The sequence below is a fragment of the Methylorubrum sp. Q1 genome, assembly GCF_004683995.1.
In the GTDB taxonomy this organism is placed as follows: Bacteria; Pseudomonadota; Alphaproteobacteria; order Rhizobiales; family Beijerinckiaceae; genus Methylobacterium.
In genome coordinates, this window is record NZ_SRHQ01000019.1 from 63,676 (window position 1) to 87,479 (window position 23,804).

Below are 23,804 nucleotides of genomic sequence, written 5' to 3' on the forward strand. Positions count from 1 at the left end.
TCCCGACAAACCTGCCGTGCGCCGCGTCAGCCCCGCGACGGGACCGCCGTGCCGGAGACCCCGATGACCACCCGCACCATCGACAACATCCGCAACTTCTCCATCGTCGCGCATATCGACCACGGCAAGTCGACGCTCGCCGACCGGCTGATTCAGACGACCGGCACCGTGGCGCTGCGCGACATGAGCGAGCAGATGCTCGACTCGATGGATATCGAGAAAGAGCGCGGCATCACCATCAAGGCCCAGACCGTGCGCCTGGAATACCGCGCGGAGGACGGCAAGGATTACATCCTCAACCTGATGGACACGCCCGGCCACGTCGACTTCGCCTACGAGGTGTCGCGGTCGCTGGCCGCCTGCGAGGGCTCGCTGCTGGTGGTGGACGCGAGCCAGGGCGTCGAGGCGCAGACGCTCGCCAACGTCTACCAGGCGCTCGACGCCAACCACGAGATCGTGCCCGTCCTCAACAAGGTCGATCTGCCGGCCGCCGAGCCGGACCGGGTCAAGGAGCAGATCGAGGAGGTGATCGGGCTCGATGCCTCCCAGGCCGTGCCGATCTCGGCCAAGACCGGCCTCAACATCGAGGCGGTGCTGGAGGCCATCGTCACCCGCCTGCCGGCCCCGAAGGGCGACCGCGAGGCGCCGCTCAAGGCGCTGCTGGTCGATAGCTGGTACGACGTCTATCTCGGCGTCGTCGTGCTCGTGCGCATCGTCGACGGCGTGCTCAAGAAGGGCATGACCATCCGCATGATGGGCGCGGACGCCGCCTACGGCGTCGATCGCATCGGCGTGTTCCGCCCGAAGATGGCCGATATCGGCGAACTCGGCCCCGGCGAGGTCGGCTTCTTCACCGGCTCGATCAAGGAGGTGGCCGACACCCGCGTCGGCGACACCATCACCGAGGACAAGCGCCAGACCACGCAGATGCTCGCGGGCTTCAAGGAGGTTCAGGCGGTCGTGTTCTGCGGCCTGTTCCCCGTGGACGCCGCCGATTTCGAGTCGCTCCGCGGTGCCATGGGCAAGCTGCGGCTCAACGACGCCAGCTTCTCCTACGAGATGGAGACCTCGGCCGCGCTCGGCTTCGGCTTCCGCTGCGGCTTCCTCGGCCTGCTCCACCTCGAGATCATCCAGGAGCGGCTGGAGCGCGAGTTCAACCTCGACCTGATCTCGACCGCGCCGTCGGTCGTCTACCGCCTGCTGATGCGCGACGGCGAGCACAAGGAGCTGCACAACCCGGCCGACATGCCCGACCCGATGAAGATCGAGACGGTCGAGGAGCCGTGGATCCGCGCCACGATCCTCACGCCCGACGAGTATCTCGGCGGCGTGCTGAAACTGTGCCAGGACCGGCGCGGGGTCCAGATCGACCTCAACTACGTCGGCAAGCGGGCCATGGTCGTCTACGACCTTCCGCTCAACGAAGTCGTGTTCGATTTCTACGACCGGCTGAAGTCGATCTCGAAGGGCTACGCCTCGTTCGACTACCACGTCTCGGATTACCGCGAAGGCGACCTCGTGAAGATGTCGATCCTGGTGAACGCCGAGCCGGTCGATGCGCTCTCGATGCTCGTCCACCGCACCCGCGCCGAGTCGCGCGGCCGGGCGATGTGCGAGAAGCTGAAGGATCTGATCCCGCGTCACCTGTTCCAGATCCCGGTCCAGGCGGCCATCGGCGGTAAGATCATCGCCCGCGAGACCATCCGGGCGCTGTCCAAGGACGTGACCGCCAAGTGCTACGGCGGCGACATCTCGCGCAAGCGCAAGCTTCTGGACAAGCAGAAGGAAGGCAAGAAGCGCATGCGCCAGTTCGGCCGCGTGGAGATCCCACAGGAAGCCTTCATCGCCGCGCTGAAGATGGACGATTGAGAACCGGTTCAACGGAGTTGCTTGGCAATCTCGGCGCTCCTCATGCTGAGGCGCCGAGCGGAAGCTCGGCATGAGAGCGTCACAGCAGTCGGAGAAGGGGCTGGCAAGGCCGCGGCGACGAAGCCGCACGAGCAACAATCGAAAAAATCCCTCCCGCGTGTCGAATCGGCGCCCTTCTTTCATTTGTAAGAAACCGGTCGCGTCATACCCCCGTCAAGCCGCCACGGTAACGGCGTAATTCGGGAGCTTCGGTTGCGCGCAAGCGAAAGCCGAATCATCCGGCATGCGGCGCGCCGTTCGGTGGCATCGAGGCGCCGGGTCGAAACGGGATCAAGACGCAAATGGGCGGGGCGCACGAGGAAGATCTGACGCCGCGGGCGGTGCGGCTGCGGACGCAGTTGCTCGTTGCCTGCGTGCTGGGGGCCGGCGCGGCCGCCGCCCTCTGGTACGGCCGCCCGAAGGAAGTCGATGCCGCCGTGCCGATGCCGGCCGCCGTGACGGCCACCGCACCGGGGCGCTTCGTGCTCACCGAGAGCCAACTCGCCACCGTCACCACCGTGGCGGTCGAGCAGCGGCTGTTCTACGAGGACATCGCCACAGAGGGAAAGATCAGCGTCGACGAGTACCGCGCGACGCCCGTCTTCTCGCCCTATGCGGGCCGGGTCATCACCATCTTCGCCCGCTCCGGCGAACAGGTGAAGCAGGGCGACAAGCTGTTCTCGCTCCAGGCCAATGAGATGGTCCAGGCGCAGAACGATTTCCTCGCGGCGCTGAACGTGCTCAACAAGACGCGCTCGCAGCTCTCCTACGCCACCAACACCGAGAAGCGCCTGCACGACCTCTACGATTCCCGCGTGACCACGCTGAAGGAATTGCAGACCGCGCAGAACGACCTCACGACGGCGCAGAACGACGCCAAGACGGCGGAGGTCGGCCTGGAGGCGGTGCGCAACCGCCTGCGCATCCTCGGGCTCGCCGACGACGACATGAAGGCGCTCCAGACCAAGGGCGCGATCAACCCCGAGACGACGATCAATGCGCCGCTCTCCGGCACCGTGATCCAGCGCAAGATCGGCCCGGGCCAGTACATCAACACCGGCGGCTCCGACCCCTCCTACCTCATCGGCGATCTCGGCCGGGTCTGGATCGTCGCGCAGTTGCGCGAGACCGACGCGGCCAAGGTCGATCTCGGCGAGCGCATCCGCTTCCGAACCCTCGCCTACCCGAACCAGACCTTCGAGAGCCGGATCAACTACATCGGCGCCTCGGTCGATCCCGCCACGCGCCGCATCGTCGTGCGCGCCGAGGTCGACAACTCCAAGGGCCTCCTGAAGCCCGAGATGTATGCCAGTGTCCACATCATCAACGAGCGCGAGACCGTCTCCCGCGCCGTGCCGCGCCAAGCGGTGATCTTCGAGGGCGACAAGGCGCGGGTCTGGGTGCTCGGCGCCGGCAACACCGTCGAGAGCCGCGCGGTGAAAACCGGGTTCCTCGACGGCAACGACATCGAGGTCACGGAAGGGCTCGCGCTCGGCGAGCGGGTGATCTCGAAGGGCGCCCTGTTCATCGACGGCATGACCGACCAGCCCGGCTGAGGAAGCCCGGCCCACCGTTTCTCCGCGAACACAAGCATTCCGAGCCGGGGCCGTCCCCGGCCGCGCCCGACGGCGCGAGGTTGGAACCGCCCCCATGAACGGCATCGTCGCGCTCGCGCTCCGGCAACGGCCCCTCGTCATCCTCGCCTTCGTGCTGTTCGTGGTCGGCGGCTTGGCCGCCTTCCAGAACCTCAACATCGAGGCCTATCCCGACCCGACCCCGCCGATGGTCGATGTCGTGACCCAGACCGACGGCCTCTCGGCCGAGGAGATCGAGCGCTACGTCACGATCCCGATCGAGCGGATCACCTCGGGCATGCCGAACCTCAAACAGGTGCGGACGATCTCGCTCTACGGCCTGTCCGACGTGAAGCTGCAGTTCGGCTTCGAGTTCGACTACCTCCAGGCCGAGCAGCAGGTGCTGAACCGCCTGCAGCAGCTCGATCCGCTGCCCGCCGGTGCGAAGCCCACCATCTCGCCGATCAGCCCGATCGGCGAGATCTTCCGCTACAAGCTCACGGCGCCGCCAGGCTACAGCGTGCTCGACCTGCGCACGCTCCAGGAATGGGTGCTGAAGAAGCGCTTCCGCGCGGTGCCTGGCGTGATCGATGCCATCGGCTGGGGCGGCAAGACCAAGACCATCGAGCTCTCGGTCGATCTCGACCGGCTGATGGCCTACGGCCTCTCCCTCGCCAACGTGGTCAAGACCCTCAACGACAGCAACCTCAATGTCGGCGGCAACCGCGTCGCCATCGGCGGCCAGTCGGCGGTGGTGCGCGCGGTCGGCCTGATCCGCGACATCGACGACATCAACGGCACGGTGCTGACCCAGGTCGGCGGCGCGCCGGTGCTGGTCAAGGATGTGGCCACCGTCACGATCGGCCACCAGCCGCGGCTCGGCATCGCCGGGATGAACGACGAGGACGACATCGTCCAGGGCATCGTCCTGATGCGCCGCGGCGAGAAGAGCACGCCCTCGATCGAGGCGGTGAAGGCGGAGGTCGCCAAGATCGAGGCCGCCGGCATCCTGCCGCCGGGCGTCACGATCGAGCGCATCTACGACCGCGCCGACCTGATCGCGGTCACCACCCACACCGTGCTGCACAACATGGTGGTGGGCATTCTGCTGATCCTCGCGATTCAGTGGCTGTTCCTCGGCAACCTGCGCTCGGCCTTGATCGTCGTGGCGACGATTCCCTTCGCCCTGTTCTTTGCCGTCGTCATCCTCGTGGCGCGCGATGAATCCGCCAACCTGCTCTCGGTCGGCGCGCTCGATTTCGGCCTCATCGTCGATGGCACCGTCATCATGGTCGAGGCGATCTTCCGGCGCCTGTCGGGCCACGGCATTCCCGGCTACCCGCCGCCGGGACTGGACGCGAAATCGGGGCGGATCGCGCTCGCGGCCGGCGATGTCAGCCGCTCGATCTTCTTTGCCGCGGCGATCATCGTCACCGGCTTCCTGCCGCTCTTCACGCTCACCGGCGTCGAGGGCCACATCTTCGGGCCGATGGCGACGACCTATGCCTACGCCTTGCTCGGCGGCCTCATCGCCACCTTCACCGTCACGCCCGCGCTCGCCGCCTACCTTCTCCCCGCCCATATCGAGGAGAAGGAGACGATCCTCGTGCGCGCCCTCGACCGGATGTACCGCCCGGCGGTGCGCGCGGCGCTCGGCGCCCGGCTCGTCACGGTGGCCTGCGTGGCGCTGATCGCGGTCGGCGTGGGACTGGCCGCGCGCAACCTCGGCTCGGAATTCCTGCCGAAGTTGGAGGAGGGCAATCTCTGGGTCCGCGCCACCATGCCGGCGACGATCTCGCTGCGTGAGAGCAACGGCTACGTCAACGAGATGCGCAAGATCATCGCCTCGCTGCCCGAGGTCGAGCGCGTGGTCTCGCAGCACGGGCGCCCGGACGACGGCACCGACGCGGCCGGCTTCTTCAACGCCGAGTTCTTTGCGCCGATGAAGCCGCTCGAACAGTGGCGCCCCGGCGTGGACAAGGAGAAACTCACCGAGGAGATGCTGCACAAGCTCCAGACCGCCTTCCCCGGCGTCGATTTCAACCTGTCGCAGTACCTTCAGGACAACGTCGCCGAGGCGGTCTCCGGCATCAAGGGCGAGAACTCGTTCAAGATCTTCGGCAACGATCTGCAGAAACTCACCGACAGCGCGAAAAGCGTGATGAAGGTGCTCTCCACGGTCCGAGGCGTCGAGGATCTGGCGGTCTTCCAGTCGCTCGGCCAGCCGACCATCGAGATCGACGTGGACCGGGTGCGCGCCGCCCGCTACGGCCTGACGCCGGGCGACATCAACACCACGGTGCGCACCGCCATCGGCGGCGACTCGGCCGGCGATCTCTACGATCCCGGCTCCGAGCGGCACTACCCGATCATGGTGCGGCTTGCGCCGCAATTCCGCCAGAGCATCGAGGCGATCGCCAACCTGCGCATCGCCGGCCAGAGCCCGGCCAACGGCGCGCCCGTGCAGTTCCCCCTGAGTGCGGTGGCGCGGGTCGAGCTCGTCTCCGGCCCCGCCTACATCTACCGCGAGGCGCAGGAGCGCTACCTGCCGGTGAAGTTCTCCGTGCGCGGACGCGACCTCGGCAGCACCATCGAGGAAGCGCGCGCCCGCGTCGCCAAGGAGGTGACGCTTCCGCCGGGCTATCGGCTGGAGTTGGTCGGCGAGTTCAACAACATGAAGGGCGCGATCGCCCGCCTCTCCGTGACCGTGCCGATCGCGATCGGCATCATCGCGATCCTGCTGTTCATGAACTTCTCGTCTGTGGTGGACTCGCTGCTCGCGCTCAGCGTGATCCCGATGGCGATGGCCGGCGGTATCCTGGCGCTCTCGCTGACCGGCACCTCGTTCAGCGTCTCGGCGGCGATCGGCTTCATCGCGCTGCTCGGCATCGCGGTGATGGACGGCATCATCGTGCTGTCCTTCTACAACGACCTCCTCGCCGCGGGCGTGCAGCGCGTGCCGGCGATGCTGCACACCTGCTACACGCAGATGCGCCCCGTGGTGATGACCTGCGTCGTGGCCGGCGTCGGCCTGCTGCCCGCAGCCTTCTCCACCGGGGTCGGCTCGCAGGTGCAGAAGCCGCTGGCGCTGGTGGTGGTGGGCGGCATGGCGCTGGCACCTCTGCTGATCCTGCTCGTGCTGCCGGTGCTGATCCTTACCTTCTCGCGCCGTAAGCCCGCCGTGCATTCCGAGGCCTCGGACCGGGTCGCGGCGGCGCAGGCTTCCCACGCCGGAGCGCATTGAGGGGCGTCAGCGCCCCTCAATGCGCTCCGGCGCGTTGCTTCGCAAAGTGAATTTTCGTCTGTCGCTCGGGCGCCCGCGCGGGGCTTGCTGAGACAGTCACCGCTCGAATCAAACGGGGACTGTATCACCCCCGCCGCGTCGAGCCCCGCAGCACCGCCCGCCCGCTCAGCGTCACCTTGCGCACCGGCTGGCCCGGATGCTCGATCCGCTCGAACAGGAGGCGCATCGCTTGGGTGCCGATTTCGGCCACGGGCTGCTCGATCACGGTCAGGCCGGGCTCGACCAGATCGGTCCAAGGCTCGTTGTCGAAGCCCGCGAGCGCGAGATCCTTCGGCACGGCGAGCCCGAGGGTCCGGGCCGCGCGCACCGCCCCCATCAGCGTCAGACCGTTGGAGAGGATCAGCGCCTCGGGCCGGTCGGGCTGTGACAGCCAGCGCGCCGCCTCCGCTTCCGCGGCCGCCGCGTTCGGTGCCACGGTGCGGGCAAGCGGCGCGAGGCCGGAGCGGGCCATAGCGGTCTCGTAGCCGGCCTGACGCTCCCGCGCGGTCGAGCTGGTGGAGCCGAACAGGCCACCGATGCACCGGAAGCCCTGCGCCACGAGGTGATCGACCAGGGCCGAGGCGGCGGCGGCATTGTCGAGCACCACGCTGTCATGGGCACCGGGCAGGCCCGAGCGGTCGATGAACACCGTCGGGAAGGACAGGCTGTTCGCCGTCAGCCCCTCCGCCGTGGTGCGGGTGGGCGCGAAGATCACGCCGGTGACGCGCTCCTCCTCCATCAGGCGGAGGTACATCGCTTCGCGGGCCGGATCCTCGTCGGTGTTGCACAGGATTACCCGCATCCCGGCAGCGTAGGCCGCATCCTCCACCGCCCGGCTCACCGCCGTGAAGAACGGGTTGCGGATGTCGGCGACGATCAGGCCGATGGTCTGCGCCGCCTTCGAGCGCAGGCGCCGGGCCGAGAGGTTCGGCCGGTAGCCGGTGGCTCGCACCGCTGCCTCGACCTGTTCGCGCAGGGCGGCGCTCACCGGCCCACGCCCCAGCGCGCGCGACACCGTCGCCGTCGAGACACCCGCCATGCGGGCCACGTCGCGGATTCCGACGCTCATCGAATGGAAAACGTTTTCACCGGCATGAACAAGTTCTGCCATCCCGCAACACGGCGAGCAAGCATTAGCCTGTACTTTGATCCAAGCCCTTTCCGGACACCTTTTCAGTAGAACGTTTTCACTAAGAACAACAGATCAGGCCCAAACGCCGACGATGACCAATGCTCCCGGCAAAGCCAGACGGGGCAGGTCTTAGGTTGAGCGCGCGCCATGCCCGCGCTGACGCCCCCGGCTGTATCGACGGCGCTTACGGTGCCAGCAAGCCGCGCCGCGAGGGAATAGCGGATACCTGTCTCGGCCACGGCGTCGTCATCCCGTGCGGCATGGTCGATGACTGCCCTCTGGTGCGTGAGAACGGACTCGCCCTCTTCCAGATCCCCGGCGGCATCGAAGGGCCCGACGGCCCAGTCGCCCATCTCGTGGTCGCCCGCGCTGCGCAGTCGAACACCCAAACCACCGTGCTGAGCTGCCTCACCCGTCGGATTCAGGACGAGGCCGTCGCCATCGCACCGTGGCGTTGCGAGACGAACCGGCCGACCAGCTCACGCCTTCAATGGATGGCGCCAAGCATCAGATTTCACCGGCGAGCAGAACGGGGGATCAGCCCCAACAAAAAGCGGCGCGCCTATGGGGCGCGCCGGATGAGGTAACTCGCGGTCTCAGGAACGAGTCGTTGTACTTTATCCAGTATACCAGCGCGTGTCTGTGCCCTTCCGGTTACAGACCCCTTCCTGCTCACACTTTTGTGAGAGACAGGTGACACGGGCGGATGTGCGTTACCGCTTCGCCAGGGCGTCGGCGAAGGCGACGATGCGGTTGCGGGCGTAGGTCGGCACGCCGGCGCTGATCGAGGTGCCGGTGTTGAACGAGGAATTGCCCATCAGCACCTGCACCGGCAGCAGGTTTTTCAGCACAGGCACGCGGGCATATTCCTGCTTGCGCTCCAGCACGTCGGCCTTGATGGCGAGGGCCATGTAGGTCGTCACCACGGTCCGGTTCGGATCGTCGGGGGCCGGCTGCATCACCGCCAGGAACTTGCCGAAGCGCAGGATCTGATTGACCCAGAAGATCGTCTGTTCGAGCCCGCCCGCCACGGGCGTGTCGATCTTCGTGAGCGCCGCGAGACCCGCGGCCTCGGCCGGCGGCAGCACCCGTAACTCGCTCTGGAACGAGACGAACTCCGCGACCTTCTTCGAGCTGCCGAGTTCGAGCTTGTTGGCGAGCTTCACGCCGAGCGGCAGCTTGCCCTCGAGATCGTAGCGCGACTCGATGCACACGCCGCCCGCCCCGCACCAGGGCCGGTCGGGGCGCTTGGCAAAGGCGGCAGCCGGGTCCTTGGTCGGGGTCACCTCCGCCGGTTCGAGCCGCTTGTGGCGGATCACCGGGTCCATCTTGGCCAGGAAGTCGAGATTGGCGAAAGCCGACAGGTCGATGGCGGAGGGTGGCTTGGCCACGACGAAGCGGCCTTCCGCAACGTAGACCTTCAGGGTCTCGTGGCGCGGCTTGGCGACGCCGTTCACCGTCTGGGTGTAGTCGGGCTCGACGTAGCCGGGCCAGGGGCTCAGCGCGGCGGCCTCCGCGGCCCGCGCCTTCCGCCACGCATCGAAAGCGATCAGCCCGCTCTCCGGATTGGCCGAGGCGGCCTCGCGGTGGTCGGTGAACAGCACCGTGCCGGGCTTGAGGCTCGTGGCGTCGCCGGGCGTGAGGGCCGGCACGTCCTTGACCCGGTCGGAGACCAGGGCGGCGGGCTTCGGGAGATCCTTGGGGAAATCTTTCGCCGCCTCTTGCGCGCGGGCGGGCACCGCCAGCGCGAGCGCGACGACAAGGGCGGCCGGAAACTGCCTGGGCAAAGCGGACCTCGGAGGAGTCGATGAGGGAGGGCGTCGGAGGGCGCAGGCTCAGTAGCCCGGGTCGTCGCCGAACGGGTAATCGGGATCGCGGCGGCGCGGGCGCGTGCGGGTGTCGCCATCGTCGTCGAAGGGCGAGCCGAACGGAACCGGGTTGACCTGCCCGTAGCGGTCGCGGCCGGGCCAAGCCTGCGGCTCCTCCCGGCGATCGCGGCGCAGCCCCCAAGGGTCGGCCGTCCGGTCGGAATCGGTCTCGGCGCTGCGCCGCTGCGCGAACGGGTCTTCGGTGTTCCGGCGCCCGCCCGGCAGGTTGCCGAAGAGGTCGCCGGCCACGTCCGCCCCGTCCTCGGCGTTGGCGTAATCGCCGTCCTCCGCATCGGGACGCATGGCGTAGAGCGTGTCGCGGGGCACCAGCACGTATTGCGTGTCGGCCACTTGCCCCCCCTTGAGGCGGAAATGCTCGACGAAGCCGCCACTCGCGACGCGCTGGCCGCTCCTCGGCTCGATCGGCAGGTCGGCGATCAACGCCTTCGCCTCCGGAGAAGGCGGCGCCAGCGGCGTGCGGGCCACGCCGTTGGCCCAGGCCGCCTGGAAGATCGCCCGCGCGATCGGCACCGAGACGTGGCCGCCGGTCTGGCCGCGGCCGAGCGTGCGGCGCACGCCGTCGGCATTGTCGTAGCCGGCCCAGACCACCACGGTGATCTCGTTCGAGAAGCCGGCAAACCATGCGTCGTTCTCGTTCTCCGAGGTGCCGGTCTTGCCGGCGACGTAGGCCGATATGCCCGAGAGCGCGGCGGCGGTGCCGTGCTGGGTCACGCCCTGGAGCATGGTCTTGAGCTGGTAGAACGCCACCCGGTCCGCCGAGCCGATCCGCACCGGCGCCTTGTCGGGATGGCGGTAGACCGGTTTGCCGTCGCGCTCGACCGCTTCCAGGGCGTAGGCGCTCGGGCGGGCGCCCTCGTTGGCGATGGCGGCGTAGAAGCTCGCCAGATCGATCATCCGCACCGGCTGGGCGCCGAGCACGAAGGGATAGTAGCGCTCGCACTCGGCATAGAGCTGGGCCTCCAGCGCGATGTCGCAGACCCGCTGGAGGCTGTCGGGCGCCTTGGGCGCGATGCCGCCCTGGAGCAGGCGAGCGGTGACGAGGTTCTTGGAGAATTCGAGCCCGCGCCGGATCGTCGTCGCGCCGGAGCCGCCGCCGTCGTAGTTCTTGGGCGACCACGAATCGCCGACTCCGCCGATCGGCGGCAGGGTCACGGCGGAATCCATCACCAGGGTGTTGGGCTGAAGCCCCGCATTCAATGCGGCGAGGTAGGTCAGCGGCTTCAGGGTCGAGCCCGGCTGGCGCACGGCCTGCGTCACGCGGTTGAGCTGGCTCAGCGGATAGGAGAAGCCCCCGCTCATCGCCAGGATCTTGCCCGTGCGGTTCTCCAGCACGATAGCGGCCCCCTGGACGGTGGGGCGCACGCGCAGGTCGGCGCGGAGGCTGCCCTTGCCCTCGCGCAAGCGCACCCGGACGGCATCGTACACTTGAAGCTTTCCGCGCGCGGGGCCGGGCTCCAGGCTCGCGACCCGTCCGTCGGGCAGGCCGATCCTGGTGCCGTTCTTGCCCGTCTGGAGCACCACCGCGAGCGGCCAGCGCACGTCGTAGAGCGGCGGCCGGGCGGAGACGAGCGCGCGCTGCCAAGCCGGTTGGACGGTGGGCTGGGCCGGCGCCTTCGCGGCCGCCTTGCCCACCCCCTTGCCCGCCCCTGTCTTGGCCCCCTTCTTCGTCTCGGGCGCGGGGGCCGGCTCGACCGCCGGCGCGGGCGCCGCGGCCTCGATGCGCTTGATCGCCTCGGACAGGTTCAGTTCCGGTCCCTCGTAGCGGGCGCGGCCGGTGCCGCGCTCGTAGGTCGCCAGCCCCTCCTGCAGCGCCGCTTCGAGCGCGCTTTGCAGGCCGGCATTCACCGTGGCACGCACGGTGTAGCTCGCGTTGGTGAGCGTTTCGAGCCCGGCGAAGGTGCGCGTCTCGCGCGCCACGTGATCGACGAGGTAGAAACCGGAATCCTGGCGCGCGGCGTCCGGCGGCTTGATCCCGAGATCGGAGGCCAGGGCCGCATTCATCTGTGCCTCGGTGATCGTGCCCTCTTCCTTCATCCGGCTCAGCACGTAGGCGCGCCGCTCCCGCGCCCGCTCCGGGTATTTGTCGGGGCTGTAGTAGTTCGGGCCCTTCGGCAGGCCGGCGAGCAGGGCAGCCTCGGGCAGCGTCAGCGCGCCGACCGACTTCCCGAACCACGAGCGCGCGGCCATCTCGATGCCGTAGGCGCCGCGGCCGAGATAGATCCCGTTGAGGTAGAGCCCGAGGATCTGCGGCTTGGTCTGGAGCCGCTCCAGGCGCGAAGCCACGATCATCTCGCGGATCTTGCGCTCGTAGGTGACGTCGTCGCCCACCGACAGGTTTTTCACCACCTGCTGCGTGATGGTCGAGCCGCCGGCCGGGCGCCCCGGCGAGGCGAGGTTGCCGACGAAGGCGCGGATCACCCCGCGTTCATCGATGCCGTGGTGCTGGTAGAAGCGCTTGTCCTCCGCTGCAACGAAGGCCTTTTGCACGAGGTCGGGCACGCCCTCGATCGGCACGACGAGGCGGCGCCCATGCGTCTCGAAGGTCTCGGAATAGGGTTTGCCCGCCGAATCCAGGATGACGCTGGCGCTGGGAAGCTTGATGTCGCGCAGGGCCTCGGCCGAGGGCAGGTCCTTCACGGCGTTGTTGTAGAAGGCGATCACCGCCGACGCCTCGAAGGGGGAATTGGCCGGATTCTCGCCCTTGCAGAATTGCTTGTAGCTCGTGTTCAGCTCGGCGATGTCGAGCCCGTGCAGGATCTTGGGCGCGTTGTCGCCCGCCACCGCGCTCGGATCCTCCATGGCGGTGGAGATCAGCTCATCGAGATTGATGTCCTCGATGTCGAAGGACTTGCGCATGTGGGCGCAGCCGTCGCGCAGGATCGCCACGACCTGCCCGCCATCCTTGGCCGGGTCGAACTGGGTCCGCACCGCGTCGGGCCGCGTCGTGACCTGGGACAGGGTCAGAGCGGTCGCGAACAGCTTGATCAGGATGGCGTTCATCGAGCGGTTGAGGTCCCCGGCCGGCACGCGACGGAGAGCGTACCAGGACCGATCAAGCGGCGCACAACGCGGCTGATTTATGGACAGGCTCGCCCGGACGCCACGGGGCGGGGATGCGTCGACGGCGGGTGTGGACGCCAGCCCCTCCAACGAAAAAGGGGCGACCGCTTCGCGCGATCGCCCCCGAAACCCACCCGCCTGCGACGACCGATGCCGATCAGCGCAGGAGCTGGAGGATGCCCTGCTGCGCCTGGTTGGCGAGCGACAGCGCCGAGATGCCCAGCGACTGACGGGTCGAGAGCGCCTGGGAGTTGGCCGCCTCCTCGTTGAGGTCGGCGTTGGTCAGGTTCGACGCGCCGGTATCGAGAATGTTGACGAGCCGCTTGGTGAAGTCCTGCCGGTTCTGCACCACGGAGAGGTTCGAGCCGAAGGTCGAGCTCGCCGAGCGCAGGGTGTCGGAGCCTGAAGTCAGCTTGGTCAGCGTGCCCTTGATGTCCGCGTCGAGCAGGAAGTTGCCCTGGCCGTTCACTGACGTGCCCGAGTTGCCGGTGATCGAGGTCAGGAGCAGGCCGTCGGCCGTCAGATCCTGGCCTTGGATGTCGAGATTGGCGGTGTCGCGCTCGTTGAAGGCGATGTGCAGCTTGTTCGAGGGGTCACTGTTACTGATCAGATTCACGCCGTTGAAGCTCGAATCCTTGGCCAGCTGCGTGATCTGGGTCAGCAGGCTATTGTACTGCTCGGCAAGTTTGGCGCGGGTATCTACGCCTGCCACCGTTAAGTTGGTACCCGAGGTTACGACATCGTTGCCGGTGCCATACTTGGCAACCGTAGCGGCGCTGGTTGTGCCGGTGGCAAAACCCAAGGCTGACTGACCGGCCGTGGTGGCGAACTCGACCGCCGCGCTGGCGTTCAGCACGATCTTCGTCCCGGTCGTGTCCTTGGAGAACATCGTCGAGCCGGCTGCGGTGTTGAGCGCAGTGATGGCGCCGTCGATGGTCGAGTTGGAAGCGATGCTCGCCGTCGTCGCCTGTCCGTTCACGTACAGTTTAACCGAAGTCGCGGAACTCGTAGTAGCGTAGGCAGTGCCCGCGGTACCGGTCGTCGTGATCTGCGTCGACAGCGCCTGGTTGGCGGTGGACTTCGCCGAGTCGATCAGCTTCTGGATCGAGGTGATGCCCTGGTTGGCCGCCTGGATCGTCTGGATGCCGTTCGAGATCGAGTCGAGCAGCGAATTGAGATCGCCCGATCGACTGTTGAAGGACTGCGCGGTGAAGAAGTTCACCGGATTATCGAGGGCCGACGAGACCTTCAGTCCCGTTGCCAGCCGGTTCTGAGTGGTGGCCGTCAGAGCCGAGGTGTCCTGCAGCGAGAGCAGGTTCTGACGGGTGGCGGCGGAAAGCGTGACGCTCGAAGACATGGGTAACAACCCCGTTCAGATCGATACCGATCCGGTATTAGGGTTAATTCACCATGCCCATGGTTTCTTTAGCGTTAACGATCTTTTTTCGGCCGAATAATTTTCAATTTTGGAATGGGGAGACGGTCGGAACAAGGTCCCGACCGTCTCTTTTGCTGGTGCGATGCGTCTCAGGGAACGCGATCAGCGCAGGAGCTGGAGGATGCTCTGCTGCGCCTGGTTGGCGAGCGACAGCGCCGAGATGCCCAGCGACTGACGGGTCGAGAGCGCCTGGGAGTTGGCTGCCTCCAGGTTGAGGTCGGCGTTGGTCAGGTTCGCCGCACCGGTATCGAGCACGTTGATCAGGTTCTTCGAGAAGCTCTGACGGTTCTGCACCACGGAGAGGTTCGAGCCGAAGGTCGAGCTCGCCGTGCGCAGGGTATCGGAGCCTGAAGTCAGCTTGGTCAGCGTGCCCTTGATGTCGTCGTCGAGCAGGAAGTTGCCCTGGCCGTTCACTGACGTACCCGAGTTGCCGGTGATCGAGGTCAGGCTCAGGCCGTCGGCCGTCAGATCCTGGCCCTGGACGTCGAGGTTCGAGGTGTCCTTCTCGTTGAAGGCGATGTGCAGCTTGTTCGTAGCGTCGCCGTTGCTGATCAGGTTCGTGCCGTTGAAGCTCGAATCCTTGGCCAGCTGCGTGATCTGGGTCAGCAGGCTGTTGTACTGCTCAGCCAGTTTCTTACGCGTCTCCACGCCCGAGATGGTCAGGTTGGCGCTGCCGCTCGCGGCCGTGTTGCCGCTGCCGTACTTGTCCGCCGTGTCCGTGCCCGTGCCGGCGGTAAAGCCCAGCGCCGTCTGACCGGCCGTGGTGGCGAACTCGACCGCCGCGCTGGCGTTCAGCACGATCTTCGTCCCGGATGTGTCCTTGGAGAACATCGTCGAGCCGGCTGCGGTGTTGAGCGCAGAGACGGCGCCGTCGATGGTCGAGTTGGAAGCGATGCTCGCCGTCGTCGCCTGTCCGTTCACGTACAGTTTAACCGAAGTCGCGGAACTCGTAGTAGCGTAGGCAGTGCCCGCGGTACCGGTCGTGGTGATCTGCGTCGACAGCGCCTGGTTGGCGGTGGATTTCGCCGAGTCGATCAGCTTCTGGATCGAGGTGATGCCCTGGTTGGCCGCCTGGATCGCCTGGACGCCGTTCGAGATGCCGTCGAGCAAGCCACCCAGATCGGTCGAGCGGTTCGACAGGTTCTGCGCGGTGAAGAAGTTGACGGGGCTGTCGAGGGCGGAGGAAACCTTGAGGCCGGTGGCAAGGCGGTTCTGGGTGGTGGCCGTCAGCGAAGAGGTGTCCTGCAGCGAGAGCAGGTTCTGACGGGTGGCGGACGAAAGCGTGATGCCGGAGGACATGGGGGCGATCCTTGTGGGTCTTGATACCGCCTTTTTGGCGACACCCGGACCCTCCACCCCGCGCCTTGCCGAGACCTTAATTCAACCGTCCGATTCCGCCGCTTTCGCCTGTCAAACGCAAGCATCGCGCAAAGCCTTGCCATCGTGGTTAAGAGAACATCACGACCTTTGCTTCGTTTCGTCCCACCAAGGAACTGTCCACCATGGCCCTGCGCATCGAGCTCAAGCCCCAGGAGCGGCTGATCATCAACGGCGCGCTGATCCGCAACGGCGACCGCCGCTCGACCTTCGTGATCGAGAACCAGTGCAAATTCCTGCGCGAGAGCGAGATCATCACCGAGACCGAGGCGGACACCGCGGCCAAGCGCCTCTGCGTGACGCTCCAGTTCATCTATCTCGCCGACAACCCGCCGGAGGCCGAGGATCTGTTCGTGCGCCAAGCCACGGAGATCATGAAGGCGTCGCCGAGCATGGCGCCCTACATCCTCGCGATTCAGGACGAACTCTCGGCGCGCCAGTATCACCGCGCGATCAAGCGTGGGCGCGAGTTGATCGCCTATGAGCGCCAGCTCCTCGACCATCTCGAGGCGAGCCGCGATGCGGATGCGCATCAAGGCTGAGCGGCCGAGGCCGGAGCAGGAGCCCGAAGCCTCGTCCTGAAACGAGGATCCAGGACGACGCTTTCACTGGGCCGGGGATCGCCCCGCCCTTTGCGGTCTCACACGATGCCGCTCTTCTCGTAGGGCCAAGGCTTGCCGAGATGGGCCGCGACCCGGGCGGCATCGGAGCCCACCGCCTCGACCGCCGCCTGCACCTGCTCCGCCGGCACCTCGAACCGACGCGCCCAGTAGGCGCGGTCCCGCGGGGCGTCGAGAACCACCTGGGCGGGATCGCCGCTCACCGCATGTCTGACGTCGGACGCTTCCTGCACCATGCCCCTGTCCTCCCGATCGCGCCCGCACGAGGAAGCGGGCCAAAGGGGGCAAACCGGCGGGCGGGGCCGGATGGTTCCGCCGACGGTCGTCCGCTCATGCCTCCCGTGGGGCCGCCGCCGGCCGCAGGCGTGCCGGCGCGGCCGCGATGTGGAAGGCGGCCGGGCGCCGGAACAGAAAATCCAGGCGGGTGCCGCGTATCAGCCGCTCGAAGGCGAGCGGCACCGTCACCGCCGCCACGGTGACGACGAGGCTCGCGAGCCCGACGTCGAGGGCGAGATCGGGCTGGGCGTCGTTGAACCGGGCGATCAGGGTGCGGGTGAGCGCCATCGGCAGGAAGAAGCCGAGATAGATCACGATGGAGCGCTCGCCGCAGGCGCGCAGCGCCGCGGTGACGGGGCCGCCCGCACGGGTCATCAGCCCGGCAAAGGCGACGATGGCGAGCGCACCGACCGTACCGAGCGCCAGGCTGACCACCGGCAGGCGCGCGAGCGTCGGCAGCGCCTCGATCCCCGTCGGCGTGAACACGAACACGGCCTCCAGCACGGCCCACAGGGCGAGGCCTGCGACCGCGAGGCCGGCCCGCTCGCGCACCCGATCGGCGAAGCGGAAGATCCACTCGGCGAAGAGGTAGCCGCCCAGGAAGTAGACGTAGCGCTCGCAGAACTCGTCCAGGAGTTCCGGCAGGCCGCTCGTCGGCAGGATCTGCAGCACGGCCGCCGCGACGAGCAGCAGGGCCGGCGGCACCCGGCGGTGGAGCAGCTTCGTCACCACCGAGAACACCGCGAGCAGGTAGACGAACCACAGCGTCGAGTAGGGCACCACCAGCGCCTCCGCGAGGTGCAGCCCGAAGGCGGTTAGTTTCTCCGCGATCCCGTCCGCCCCGCCGACGATCGAGCCGGCCTTGAACAGCGACTGGATCACCACCCACAGCCCGTAGAAATAGGCGAAGTGGACCACGCGCCGGTCCGCGAACAGCCGCCAGTCGCGGTCGATCACCCGGCCGAGGAAGAGCCCCGAGAGCAGGAAGAAGTCGGGGATCCGGAACGGCTTGGCGAATTCGACGACCGTATGAAGGAAGCCCTCGCCGCCCAGGGCCTCGCCGGTGCCGAGCGTCGAATGCATCATCACGACGAGGATGATGCAAAGGCCCTTGGCGACATCGACCCAGGCGAGCCGGGCGGCCTCTTCGGGAAGCGGGCGGAGGGGGCGGGTGGCCGCGGTGGACGCTATGGAGGGCGCTGCGGTCATGGCGGGCGGACCTGGTGCGGGCGGGATCGAGCCGCGATGGTGGCGCCGAAGCGTTAAGCGCCCGCGAGCACGGCCCGGAGATCTCGCCATGCGGTTAATACCGCAGCAACACGGCCGGACATTTCCCACCGGTTGCCGCGCCCTCGGCTGAAACGCCGTATTCGCCCCTGTCAAACCTGCGGATGCAGTAACACGCAGAGTCCGTTCACCATCCGGCCGGGTCGCCGTCGCGGCGCAACGCTTTCATCAGGCTCTGCGAGCAGTGTTCCGGCCGAAGAGCAAGAGGACGGATGGGGGGAAGTCATGCACATCGTGTCGGGCAGCGAGGGGGAGACCAGGACCGTCCAACTTTCGGAGATTCTCGGCGCCCTGAGCCACGCCCTCGATCTGACGGAGGGCCAACCCGTCGGGCATTGCGTGCGCGCAACCTGGATCGGCTTCCATATCGGCCGGCAGATGGGCCTGCCCGAGCTGCAACTCTGGGAACTCTACCACACCGTGATGCTGAAGGATCTCGGCTGCTCCAGCAATGCCGCGCGCATCTGTGAACTCTACCTGTCGGACGACCTGAGCTTCAAGCGTGACTTCAAGACGGTCAGCGACAGCCTGCCGAAGGTTCTGGGCTTCGTCTTTTCGCATACGGGTCTCAAGGCCGGCTTGGCGGACCGTTTCCGGGCGGTGCTCAACATCCTGCAGAACGGGGGTACGATCGTCGACGAACTGATCCAGACCCGGTGTCAGCGCGGCGCCGAGATCGCCCGGCAGTTACGCTTCCCGGCCAGCGTCTGCGAAGCCATCCACGCCCTCGACGAGCACTGGAACGGCGGCGGCCGGCCCGATCGGCTCGCCGGCCCCGCGATCCCGCTCTATGCCCGCGTGGCGCTGCTCGCCCAGGTGGTCGACGTCTTCCACGCCTCCGCCGGCCGCGCCGCAGCCCTGGCCGAGGTGCGGGCGCGCGCCGGCACGTGGTTCGATCCGCAGATCGTGGCCTGCTTCGAGGCGGCCGCGGCCGCACCCGGCTTCTGGGAGACCCTGGCCTCCGACAGGGTCGAGGCGGCGGTGTTCGCGCTGGCGCCCCGCAGCCCGATCGTGGTGGACGAAGACTACCTCGACGACATCGCCCGCGCCTTCGCGCAGATCATCGATGCCAAGAGCCCGTTCACCTCGGGCCATTCGGAGCGCGTCGCGGTCTATGCCGACATGGTCGCGGCCGAACTCGGCTACACGCCGGAGCGCCGACGCTGGCTGAAGCGGGCCGCGCTGCTGCACGATGTCGGCAAGCTCGGGGTCTCGAACGCGATCCTCGACAAGAACGGCAAGCTGGACGAGGCCGAGTGGCAGGACATGCGCAACCACGCCTCGATGTCGGAGACGATCCTAACACGGGTGGCCGCCTTCCACGAGATCGCCCGGATCGGGGGCGGCCATCACGAGCGGCTCGACGGAAGGGGCTATCCGCGCGGGCTGAAGGGCGAGGCGATCGCGCCTGAAACACGGATCGTCTCGGTCGCCGACGTGTTCGACGCCCTAACCGCCGACCGGCCTTACCGGAAGGCCATGCCCGTGGAGAAGGCGCTCGCCATCATGCGCGGCGATGTCGGCACCGCCTTCGATCCCGATTGCTTCGCGGCGCTGGAACGGGCCATCGCCGGGCTCGACGTGGAATTGGCGCAGGCGCACGAGGCGGCATAGGGCGAAACGCACGGCTCATCCGAGATCACGCGCGAGGCCACTCGGGCACCCCGCCGGAGCGTCGGAGCCGACAATGCCCGCTCGGCCGAGTGAGTCTCGCCCTACCGCCGCACGCCCCCGTCGCCGCGCCGGTCGCGGGTCTTGCGCGTCGGGGCGTGGAAATCGTCGGGCTTGCCGCGCACCCAGTCGAGGAAGCGGGCGATCTCGGGATCGGCGCGCAGCGCCTCGACCTCGGCGAGCCGCCGGGCGATCTCGGCCTCGCTGTAGCGGGCATGGATCGCCGAGTGGCAGATCTGATGGAGCCGCACGGTCGCCCCGTGGGCGCCGCCCTTCATCTTCGGCGTGAGATGATGCAGGCTCTGGCGCGCATGGGCTGGAATCGGCCGCTCGCAGAGGGGGCAGACCGGCGTGGCCGCCGGCTTCGGTCCGTGCGTCTCGGGATCCGCGTCGCGCCAGCGACGGGCGCGCCGCCCCACCACCCCGTGTCTCCGTTCAGCGGCCCGGTCCCGCCGGGCGCCAGGGAAACGGACGGGAAGCCGCACGGCTCCCGCCGGGCCCCCGCGTCACGTCCGCCGCCTCGATCGCGCGCCTTACCTTGTTGCGGCGAAGGGTGCACGCTACGCCCGGAGCCCAAGCGGCGATACGGCGGTGGGCGGTATGAAGCGGACAACCATCGATTCCAAGCTCTCCGTGGCCGGCCAGCCGAGCCTCGCGGAGATCGAGGCGCTCGGTGCCGAGGGCGTGCGCCTCCTCATCAACAACCGCCCCGACGACGAGGAGCCGGGCCAGCCCGGCACGGCGGCCGAGCGCGCGGCGGCGGAGGCGGCGGGCCTGGGCTACCTCGATCTGCCGGTGACCGGCCCCACCCTCACCCGCGAGGCGGTGGAGCGCTTCCACGCGGCGGTCGAGGCGGCGCCGGGCCCGGTCGTCGCCCATTGCCGCAGCGGCACGCGCTCGCTGACGCTCTGGGCGATCGGCGAAGTCCTCGCCGGACGCTTGGGCAGGGACGAGGTGGCCGCCTACGGCGCCCGCCACGGCTACGACCTCTCGGGCGCCGAGCGCTGGCTCGACGCGAATGCGGGCTGAGCGAAGACGCCGCTACGGTCCTGGCATGGTCAGGATCAGCGGACCGTTGCGCGTGGCGACGACGGTGTGCTCGTACTGGACCGTGAGGGCGCGCGGCCGGCTGTAGAGGGTCCAGGGATCGTCGCCGTCCTCGGCGAAGTCCGCGCCCAGCGACAGGAACGGCTCGACGGTCAAAACCATGCCGTCCCGCATGATCCGTCGCTCGGACGGATCGGGCCAGGTCGCGATCTCGGTCGGCTCCTCGTGCAGCGACAGGCCCACGCCGTGACTCGCGAGGTTGCGCACCAGCGTGTAGCCGTTCTTGTGCGCGAAGGTGCCCACCGCCCGGCCGATGCCCGAAAGCGGCTTGCCGGCGCCGACCTGACGCAGGCCCGCCCACATCGCCCGGCGCCCGTCCTTGCACAGCCGCTCGACCGCGCGCGTCACCGGCGGCACGGCGAACGACGCGCCCGTATCGGCAAAGTAGCCGTCCCGCTCCGCCGAGACGTCGATATTGACCAAGTCCCCCGGCGCGATACGGCGCTCGCCGGGGATGCCGTGGGCGATCTCCTCGTTGACGCTGATGCAGGTCGCGCCCGGAAAGGCGTAGACCGCCTCCGGCGCCGAGCGCGCGCCGGCCGCCTCCAGGAAGGCCCGCCCGACGTCATCGAGTTCGCGCGTGGTCATGCCGGGCTCGATCGCCCGGCCCATCACGGCCAGCGTATCGGCCACGATGCGGCCGATCTGCTTCAGCCCCACCAACTCGTCGTCGTTCGACACCGTCATGTCGCGTCCTTTCGCAGGCTCGGGGTCCGGCATTCCCGTCCCGGCCTTCGCAGAGAGCCGTGGGCTTCTCGAGCCGAGTCGCCCGCCGGACGGTTCTGCCATCTTCGGGCGATCCCGCGAAGCCATCGGCGTGGCGCGGGCCGTGGCAATGCCTGCATGAGAGCGGGCGGTTCCTCGTCGAAATTCGAGAGGGCACGCCGCGTCGGTCGCACCGGGACACGCCAGGCCCTTCGATCACGCATGGGGCCGCTAGAAACGCCGCGAAAGGTTCCCGGCGCAGAATCCGAGGAACCCTCGGATATCTCTTGCCACATCCGAACTTGATGCAGGGGTCCGCAAGTTCAGGATCGACCAAGCGGCATCTTGAACAGCGGAGCTGCCGTAGTCGATCCCCACCGAAGCGGATCGGATACGCTTCGCCTCCGCCGGAAACCCAACCGTCCTGAGCACGGGCACTTGCGAATTGGCTTCGTCATCCGGCCCTATCGGGAGGCGGGGGAACAGGCAGCTTTAAGTTGCGTTGCACAACCGATGGGACGCGCGTGCCCGGTCCGATCAGGCCGCAGCGCCGACCTTGCCCAACCTTCCCGGAGGAGTGTGAGATGGCTGGAACGTCCGAGACATCCGGTGCAACGCATCCGTCCGGCTTGCCACCGACCGGATCGGCCCGCCTCGACGCGATGAGTGCCGTCCTGGCCCGCAACTGGTGGCTCGTGGCCCTGCGCGGGGCGCTCGCCATCCTGTTCGGAGCGATCGCCTTCGTGGCGCCGGGGGCCTTCGTGCTCTCCCTGGTGCTGTTCTTCTCGGCCTACATGCTGGTCGACGGCTTCTTCGGCATCGCCGCAGCGGTGCGGGCGGCACGCCAACACGAGCGCTGGGGGTTCCTGCTACTCGAGGGCCTGCTCGACCTCGTGGTCGGCGTCGCAGCGTTTCTCGTGCCGGCCGCCGCCGTCTGGGCCTTCGTGCTTCTCGTGGCCGCCTGGGCCCTGCTCTCGGGCGGCCTGATGATCGCGGCGGCCTTCCGCCTCCACCCGCATTACGGCCGCTGGTGGCTGGGCCTCGGCGGGGTGATCTCGGTGCTGTTCGGGATCGCGCTTCTGATCAATCCCGGCATGTCGGCTTTGGTGCTGACGTGGTGGCTGGGCGCCTACGCGGTGGCCTTCGGCGTGATGCTGCTGATCCTCGGCTTTCGTCTGCGCTCCCATCACACGGGGCAGGCGCAGCCGCTCTCGGGGAGCGACCACGCCCGAACCTCGGGCTGAACGCTGCCCGGCCCGCCTGAGGCGGGCCGGTTCGTCACTCGCCGGCCCCCCCCGGCCCCGCGGCGCTGTTGCGCCGAACGAGGACGCGGTTCGGAACCTGATCTGCCTTCTCCGGCCGCCAGAGCGGCACGAGGAAGCGCAGCCAAGCGCGTGTCTCTTCGCCGCCGAGGTTGCGCTGTGCGATGTCGCGGGTGACGAAGGACTGGACCGTGAACGTATCGAACGCGTAGGCGACGAGGGGACCCATGGCGACCTGTCCGAGAGGCCGGTAGCCCTGCCGGTTCGTCGGCAGGTCGGTCGAGCCGAAGGCGACGGCACCGAACGACCATTTGCCGAACCGCTTGGTCGCGGTCAGGTCGAGGTTGAGGTAGTCGGAATAGTGCACGTTGGTGGGCGAATTGTCCGCCAGCATCGTGCCGTAATGGAGGTTGGCCGTCACGTTCCAGCCATCGCCGACATAGCTGATCGCGAAGCGCTGGGCGATCGAGGCCGAGCGCAGGGCAAACAGCGTGTCGGTCGGCCAGAAGCCGCCGATGAAGTAGCTCACGCCGAGGTTGTCCGCGACCTTCCAGGCGATCTGGGCCGTCGTCAGCGACTGGGCGAGGCCGGCCTGCCAGGGGCCTTCCTGCGGGCTGACCGCATTGAACGGGAAGGACTGAAGGAACCGCAGTTGCCCGCCCAGTACCTTCCAGGGCGTTGACCAGAGGAAGACGGCGAGGTTGTTGTTGCCCTGGCTGTCCCGCGGCTGCGTGCTGCGCTCGGCGAAGCTCGTCGTGATCCCCAATTGCACGCCTTCCGGGACCTGCCAGCCCGTCGGAAGACCGACGGTGATACCGGGCAATGCGGCGGAGCGGGCCAGAGCCGAGGAAGACGCCCCGGCCAGGCAAGCGCCCGCTACGCAAACAGACGTGACGACCTGCGCGCCGCGCCGCACTTTCTGTCCGAATTTCAAGTCGATTCCCCTGGAACTTGCGCCTGAACCGCCATCCTCGACTCGGCACGCCTTGCTCGTTGAGCCTCCTTCTAGGAGGGTCGGCCCAGGGGAGAGAAGCCGAGCCTCGGCCGATCAATTGATAAATTTCGAGACTTGTTACAATTTTAATCCAAAAACAACAGACTAAAAATATCTGCGCGATTTCAAAAAAAGGGGGATTAAAAATCGTCCTGGCACAAAGCCACATGTGAAGCCGTTCGGGAGCGCCACCGCCGAAGTAGATGCCAGCCCGGTATCAA

At 67.7% G+C, this 23,804-nt stretch carries 18 protein-coding genes; 7 read left to right on the forward strand and 11 right to left on the reverse strand.

From position 1 onward, the window contains the following. Positions 1-63 precede the first annotated feature (63 nt). The 3 genes from lepA (at position 64) to E4V01_RS17935 (ending at position 6,726) form a co-directional block, all read left to right on the forward strand. A complete protein-coding gene (gene lepA, locus E4V01_RS17925; protein ID WP_060768898.1) occupies positions 64-1,869 on the forward strand; it encodes a translation elongation factor 4 in 1,806 nt (601 codons plus the stop codon). A 341-nt stretch (positions 1,870-2,210) separates the two neighbouring features. Continuing rightward, on the forward strand, positions 2,211-3,464 hold the full coding sequence (locus E4V01_RS17930) for an efflux RND transporter periplasmic adaptor subunit (RefSeq protein WP_135299275.1): 1,254 nt from the start codon (positions 2,211-2,213) through the stop codon (positions 3,462-3,464). A gap of 94 nt (positions 3,465-3,558) precedes the next feature. Next, positions 3,559-6,726: an efflux RND transporter permease subunit gene (locus tag E4V01_RS17935; RefSeq protein WP_135299276.1), complete on the forward strand. Its 3,168-nt coding sequence runs from the start codon at positions 3,559-3,561 to the stop codon at positions 6,724-6,726. A 124-nt stretch (positions 6,727-6,850) separates the two neighbouring features. On the opposite strand, the gene E4V01_RS17940 is transcribed toward E4V01_RS17935, so the two are convergent. The 6 genes from E4V01_RS17940 to E4V01_RS17965 all read right to left on the reverse strand — a co-directional run bounded on the left by E4V01_RS17940 (position 6,851) and on the right by E4V01_RS17965 (position 15,583). Continuing rightward, on the reverse strand, positions 6,851-7,834 hold the full coding sequence (locus E4V01_RS17940) for a LacI family DNA-binding transcriptional regulator (protein ID WP_135299277.1): 984 nt from the start codon (positions 7,832-7,834) through the stop codon (positions 6,851-6,853). A 104-nt stretch (positions 7,835-7,938) separates the two neighbouring features. Continuing rightward, the gene (locus E4V01_RS26245; RefSeq protein WP_245517601.1) at positions 7,939-8,250 is read right to left on the reverse strand and encodes a hypothetical protein; all 312 of its coding nucleotides are present in this window, start codon (positions 8,248-8,250) and stop codon (positions 7,939-7,941) included. A gap of 360 nt (positions 8,251-8,610) precedes the next feature. Then, positions 8,611-9,684 (reverse strand): hypothetical protein, encoded by a 1,074-nt coding sequence (locus tag E4V01_RS17950; RefSeq protein WP_135299279.1) that lies wholly within the window; start codon positions 9,682-9,684, stop codon positions 8,611-8,613. 48 nt (positions 9,685-9,732) lie between these two features. Further along, positions 9,733-12,786, reverse strand: a complete 3,054-nt coding sequence (locus E4V01_RS17955; RefSeq protein WP_135299280.1) for a penicillin-binding protein 1A — start codon at positions 12,784-12,786, stop codon at positions 9,733-9,735. Between the two features lie 217 nt (positions 12,787-13,003). Further along, positions 13,004-14,203 carry a flagellin gene (locus E4V01_RS17960; protein WP_135299281.1) on the reverse strand — a complete coding sequence of 400 codons (1,200 nt, stop codon included), beginning with the start codon at positions 14,201-14,203 and terminating at the stop codon, positions 13,004-13,006. Between the two features lie 183 nt (positions 14,204-14,386). Next, complete coding sequence (locus tag E4V01_RS17965; protein WP_135299282.1) at positions 14,387-15,583, reverse strand: flagellin; 1,197 nt, start codon at positions 15,581-15,583, stop codon at positions 14,387-14,389. A gap of 203 nt (positions 15,584-15,786) precedes the next feature. Here E4V01_RS17965 and E4V01_RS17970 point away from each other — a divergent pair, with 203 nt between their 5' ends. Next, complete coding sequence (locus E4V01_RS17970; RefSeq protein ID WP_003600422.1) at positions 15,787-16,203, forward strand: flagellar biosynthesis repressor FlbT; 417 nt, start codon at positions 15,787-15,789, stop codon at positions 16,201-16,203. A gap of 98 nt (positions 16,204-16,301) precedes the next feature. Here E4V01_RS17970 and E4V01_RS17975 read toward each other — a convergent pair whose 3' ends face one another. Beyond that, on the reverse strand, positions 16,302-16,517 hold the full coding sequence (locus E4V01_RS17975; RefSeq protein ID WP_135299283.1) for a DUF3606 domain-containing protein: 216 nt from the start codon (positions 16,515-16,517) through the stop codon (positions 16,302-16,304). 94 nt (positions 16,518-16,611) lie between these two features. Beyond that, a complete protein-coding gene (locus E4V01_RS17980; RefSeq protein WP_135299284.1) occupies positions 16,612-17,766 on the reverse strand; it encodes an acyltransferase family protein in 1,155 nt (384 codons plus the stop codon). Positions 17,767-18,069: 303 nt separating this feature from the next. Between E4V01_RS17980 and E4V01_RS17985 the strand changes: the two genes are divergently transcribed. After that, positions 18,070-19,458 (forward strand): HD-GYP domain-containing protein, encoded by a 1,389-nt coding sequence (locus E4V01_RS17985; RefSeq protein WP_135299285.1) that lies wholly within the window; start codon positions 18,070-18,072, stop codon positions 19,456-19,458. Positions 19,459-19,559: 101 nt separating this feature from the next. Here the strand turns inward: E4V01_RS17985 and E4V01_RS17990 are convergent, their stop codons facing one another. Next, positions 19,560-19,937 (reverse strand): restriction endonuclease, encoded by a 378-nt coding sequence (locus E4V01_RS17990; RefSeq protein ID WP_003600426.1) that lies wholly within the window; start codon positions 19,935-19,937, stop codon positions 19,560-19,562. Between the two features lie 178 nt (positions 19,938-20,115). Between E4V01_RS17990 and E4V01_RS17995 the strand changes: the two genes are divergently transcribed. Further along, complete coding sequence (locus tag E4V01_RS17995) at positions 20,116-20,544, forward strand: TIGR01244 family sulfur transferase (protein WP_060768907.1); 429 nt, start codon at positions 20,116-20,118, stop codon at positions 20,542-20,544. Between the two features lie 12 nt (positions 20,545-20,556). On the opposite strand, the gene map is transcribed toward E4V01_RS17995, so the two are convergent. Further along, positions 20,557-21,309, reverse strand: a complete 753-nt coding sequence (map, locus tag E4V01_RS18000; RefSeq protein ID WP_135299286.1) for a type I methionyl aminopeptidase — start codon at positions 21,307-21,309, stop codon at positions 20,557-20,559. A 602-nt stretch (positions 21,310-21,911) separates the two neighbouring features. Between map and E4V01_RS18005 the strand changes: the two genes are divergently transcribed. After that, the gene (locus tag E4V01_RS18005) at positions 21,912-22,571 is read left to right on the forward strand and encodes an HdeD family acid-resistance protein (RefSeq protein ID WP_060768909.1); all 660 of its coding nucleotides are present in this window, start codon (positions 21,912-21,914) and stop codon (positions 22,569-22,571) included. A gap of 34 nt (positions 22,572-22,605) precedes the next feature. On the opposite strand, the gene E4V01_RS18010 is transcribed toward E4V01_RS18005, so the two are convergent. Then, entirely contained in the window at positions 22,606-23,523 is a 918-nt protein-coding gene (locus E4V01_RS18010; RefSeq protein ID WP_193763224.1) for a transporter, read from the reverse strand. Positions 23,524-23,804 lie beyond the last annotated feature (281 nt).

Coding starts and splice junctions, on each gene's coding strand:
- lepA (WP_060768898.1), top strand. CDS start 64: ATGACCACCCGCACCATCGACAACATCCGCAACTTCTCCATCGTCGCG.
- E4V01_RS17930 (WP_135299275.1), top strand. CDS start 2,211: ATGGGCGGGGCGCACGAGGAAGATCTGACGCCGCGGGCGGTGCGGCTG.
- E4V01_RS17935 (WP_135299276.1), top strand. CDS start 3,559: ATGAACGGCATCGTCGCGCTCGCGCTCCGGCAACGGCCCCTCGTCATC.
- E4V01_RS17940 (WP_135299277.1), bottom strand. CDS start 7,834: ATGAGCGTCGGAATCCGCGACGTGGCCCGCATGGCGGGTGTCTCGACG.
- E4V01_RS26245 (WP_245517601.1), bottom strand. CDS start 8,250: ATGGGCGACTGGGCCGTCGGGCCCTTCGATGCCGCCGGGGATCTGGAA.
- E4V01_RS17955 (WP_135299280.1), bottom strand. CDS start 12,786: ATGAACGCCATCCTGATCAAGCTGTTCGCGACCGCTCTGACCCTGTCC.
- E4V01_RS17960 (WP_135299281.1), bottom strand. CDS start 14,203: ATGTCTTCGAGCGTCACGCTTTCCGCCGCCACCCGTCAGAACCTGCTC.
- E4V01_RS17965 (WP_135299282.1), bottom strand. CDS start 15,583: ATGTCCTCCGGCATCACGCTTTCGTCCGCCACCCGTCAGAACCTGCTC.
- E4V01_RS17970 (WP_003600422.1), top strand. CDS start 15,787: ATGGCCCTGCGCATCGAGCTCAAGCCCCAGGAGCGGCTGATCATCAAC.
- E4V01_RS17975 (WP_135299283.1), bottom strand. CDS start 16,517: ATGGTGCAGGAAGCGTCCGACGTCAGACATGCGGTGAGCGGCGATCCC.
- E4V01_RS17980 (WP_135299284.1), bottom strand. CDS start 17,766: ATGACCGCAGCGCCCTCCATAGCGTCCACCGCGGCCACCCGCCCCCTC.
- E4V01_RS17985 (WP_135299285.1), top strand. CDS start 18,070: ATGCACATCGTGTCGGGCAGCGAGGGGGAGACCAGGACCGTCCAACTT.
- E4V01_RS17995 (WP_060768907.1), top strand. CDS start 20,116: ATGAAGCGGACAACCATCGATTCCAAGCTCTCCGTGGCCGGCCAGCCG.
- map (WP_135299286.1), bottom strand. CDS start 21,309: ATGACGGTGTCGAACGACGACGAGTTGGTGGGGCTGAAGCAGATCGGC.
- E4V01_RS18005 (WP_060768909.1), top strand. CDS start 21,912: ATGGCTGGAACGTCCGAGACATCCGGTGCAACGCATCCGTCCGGCTTG.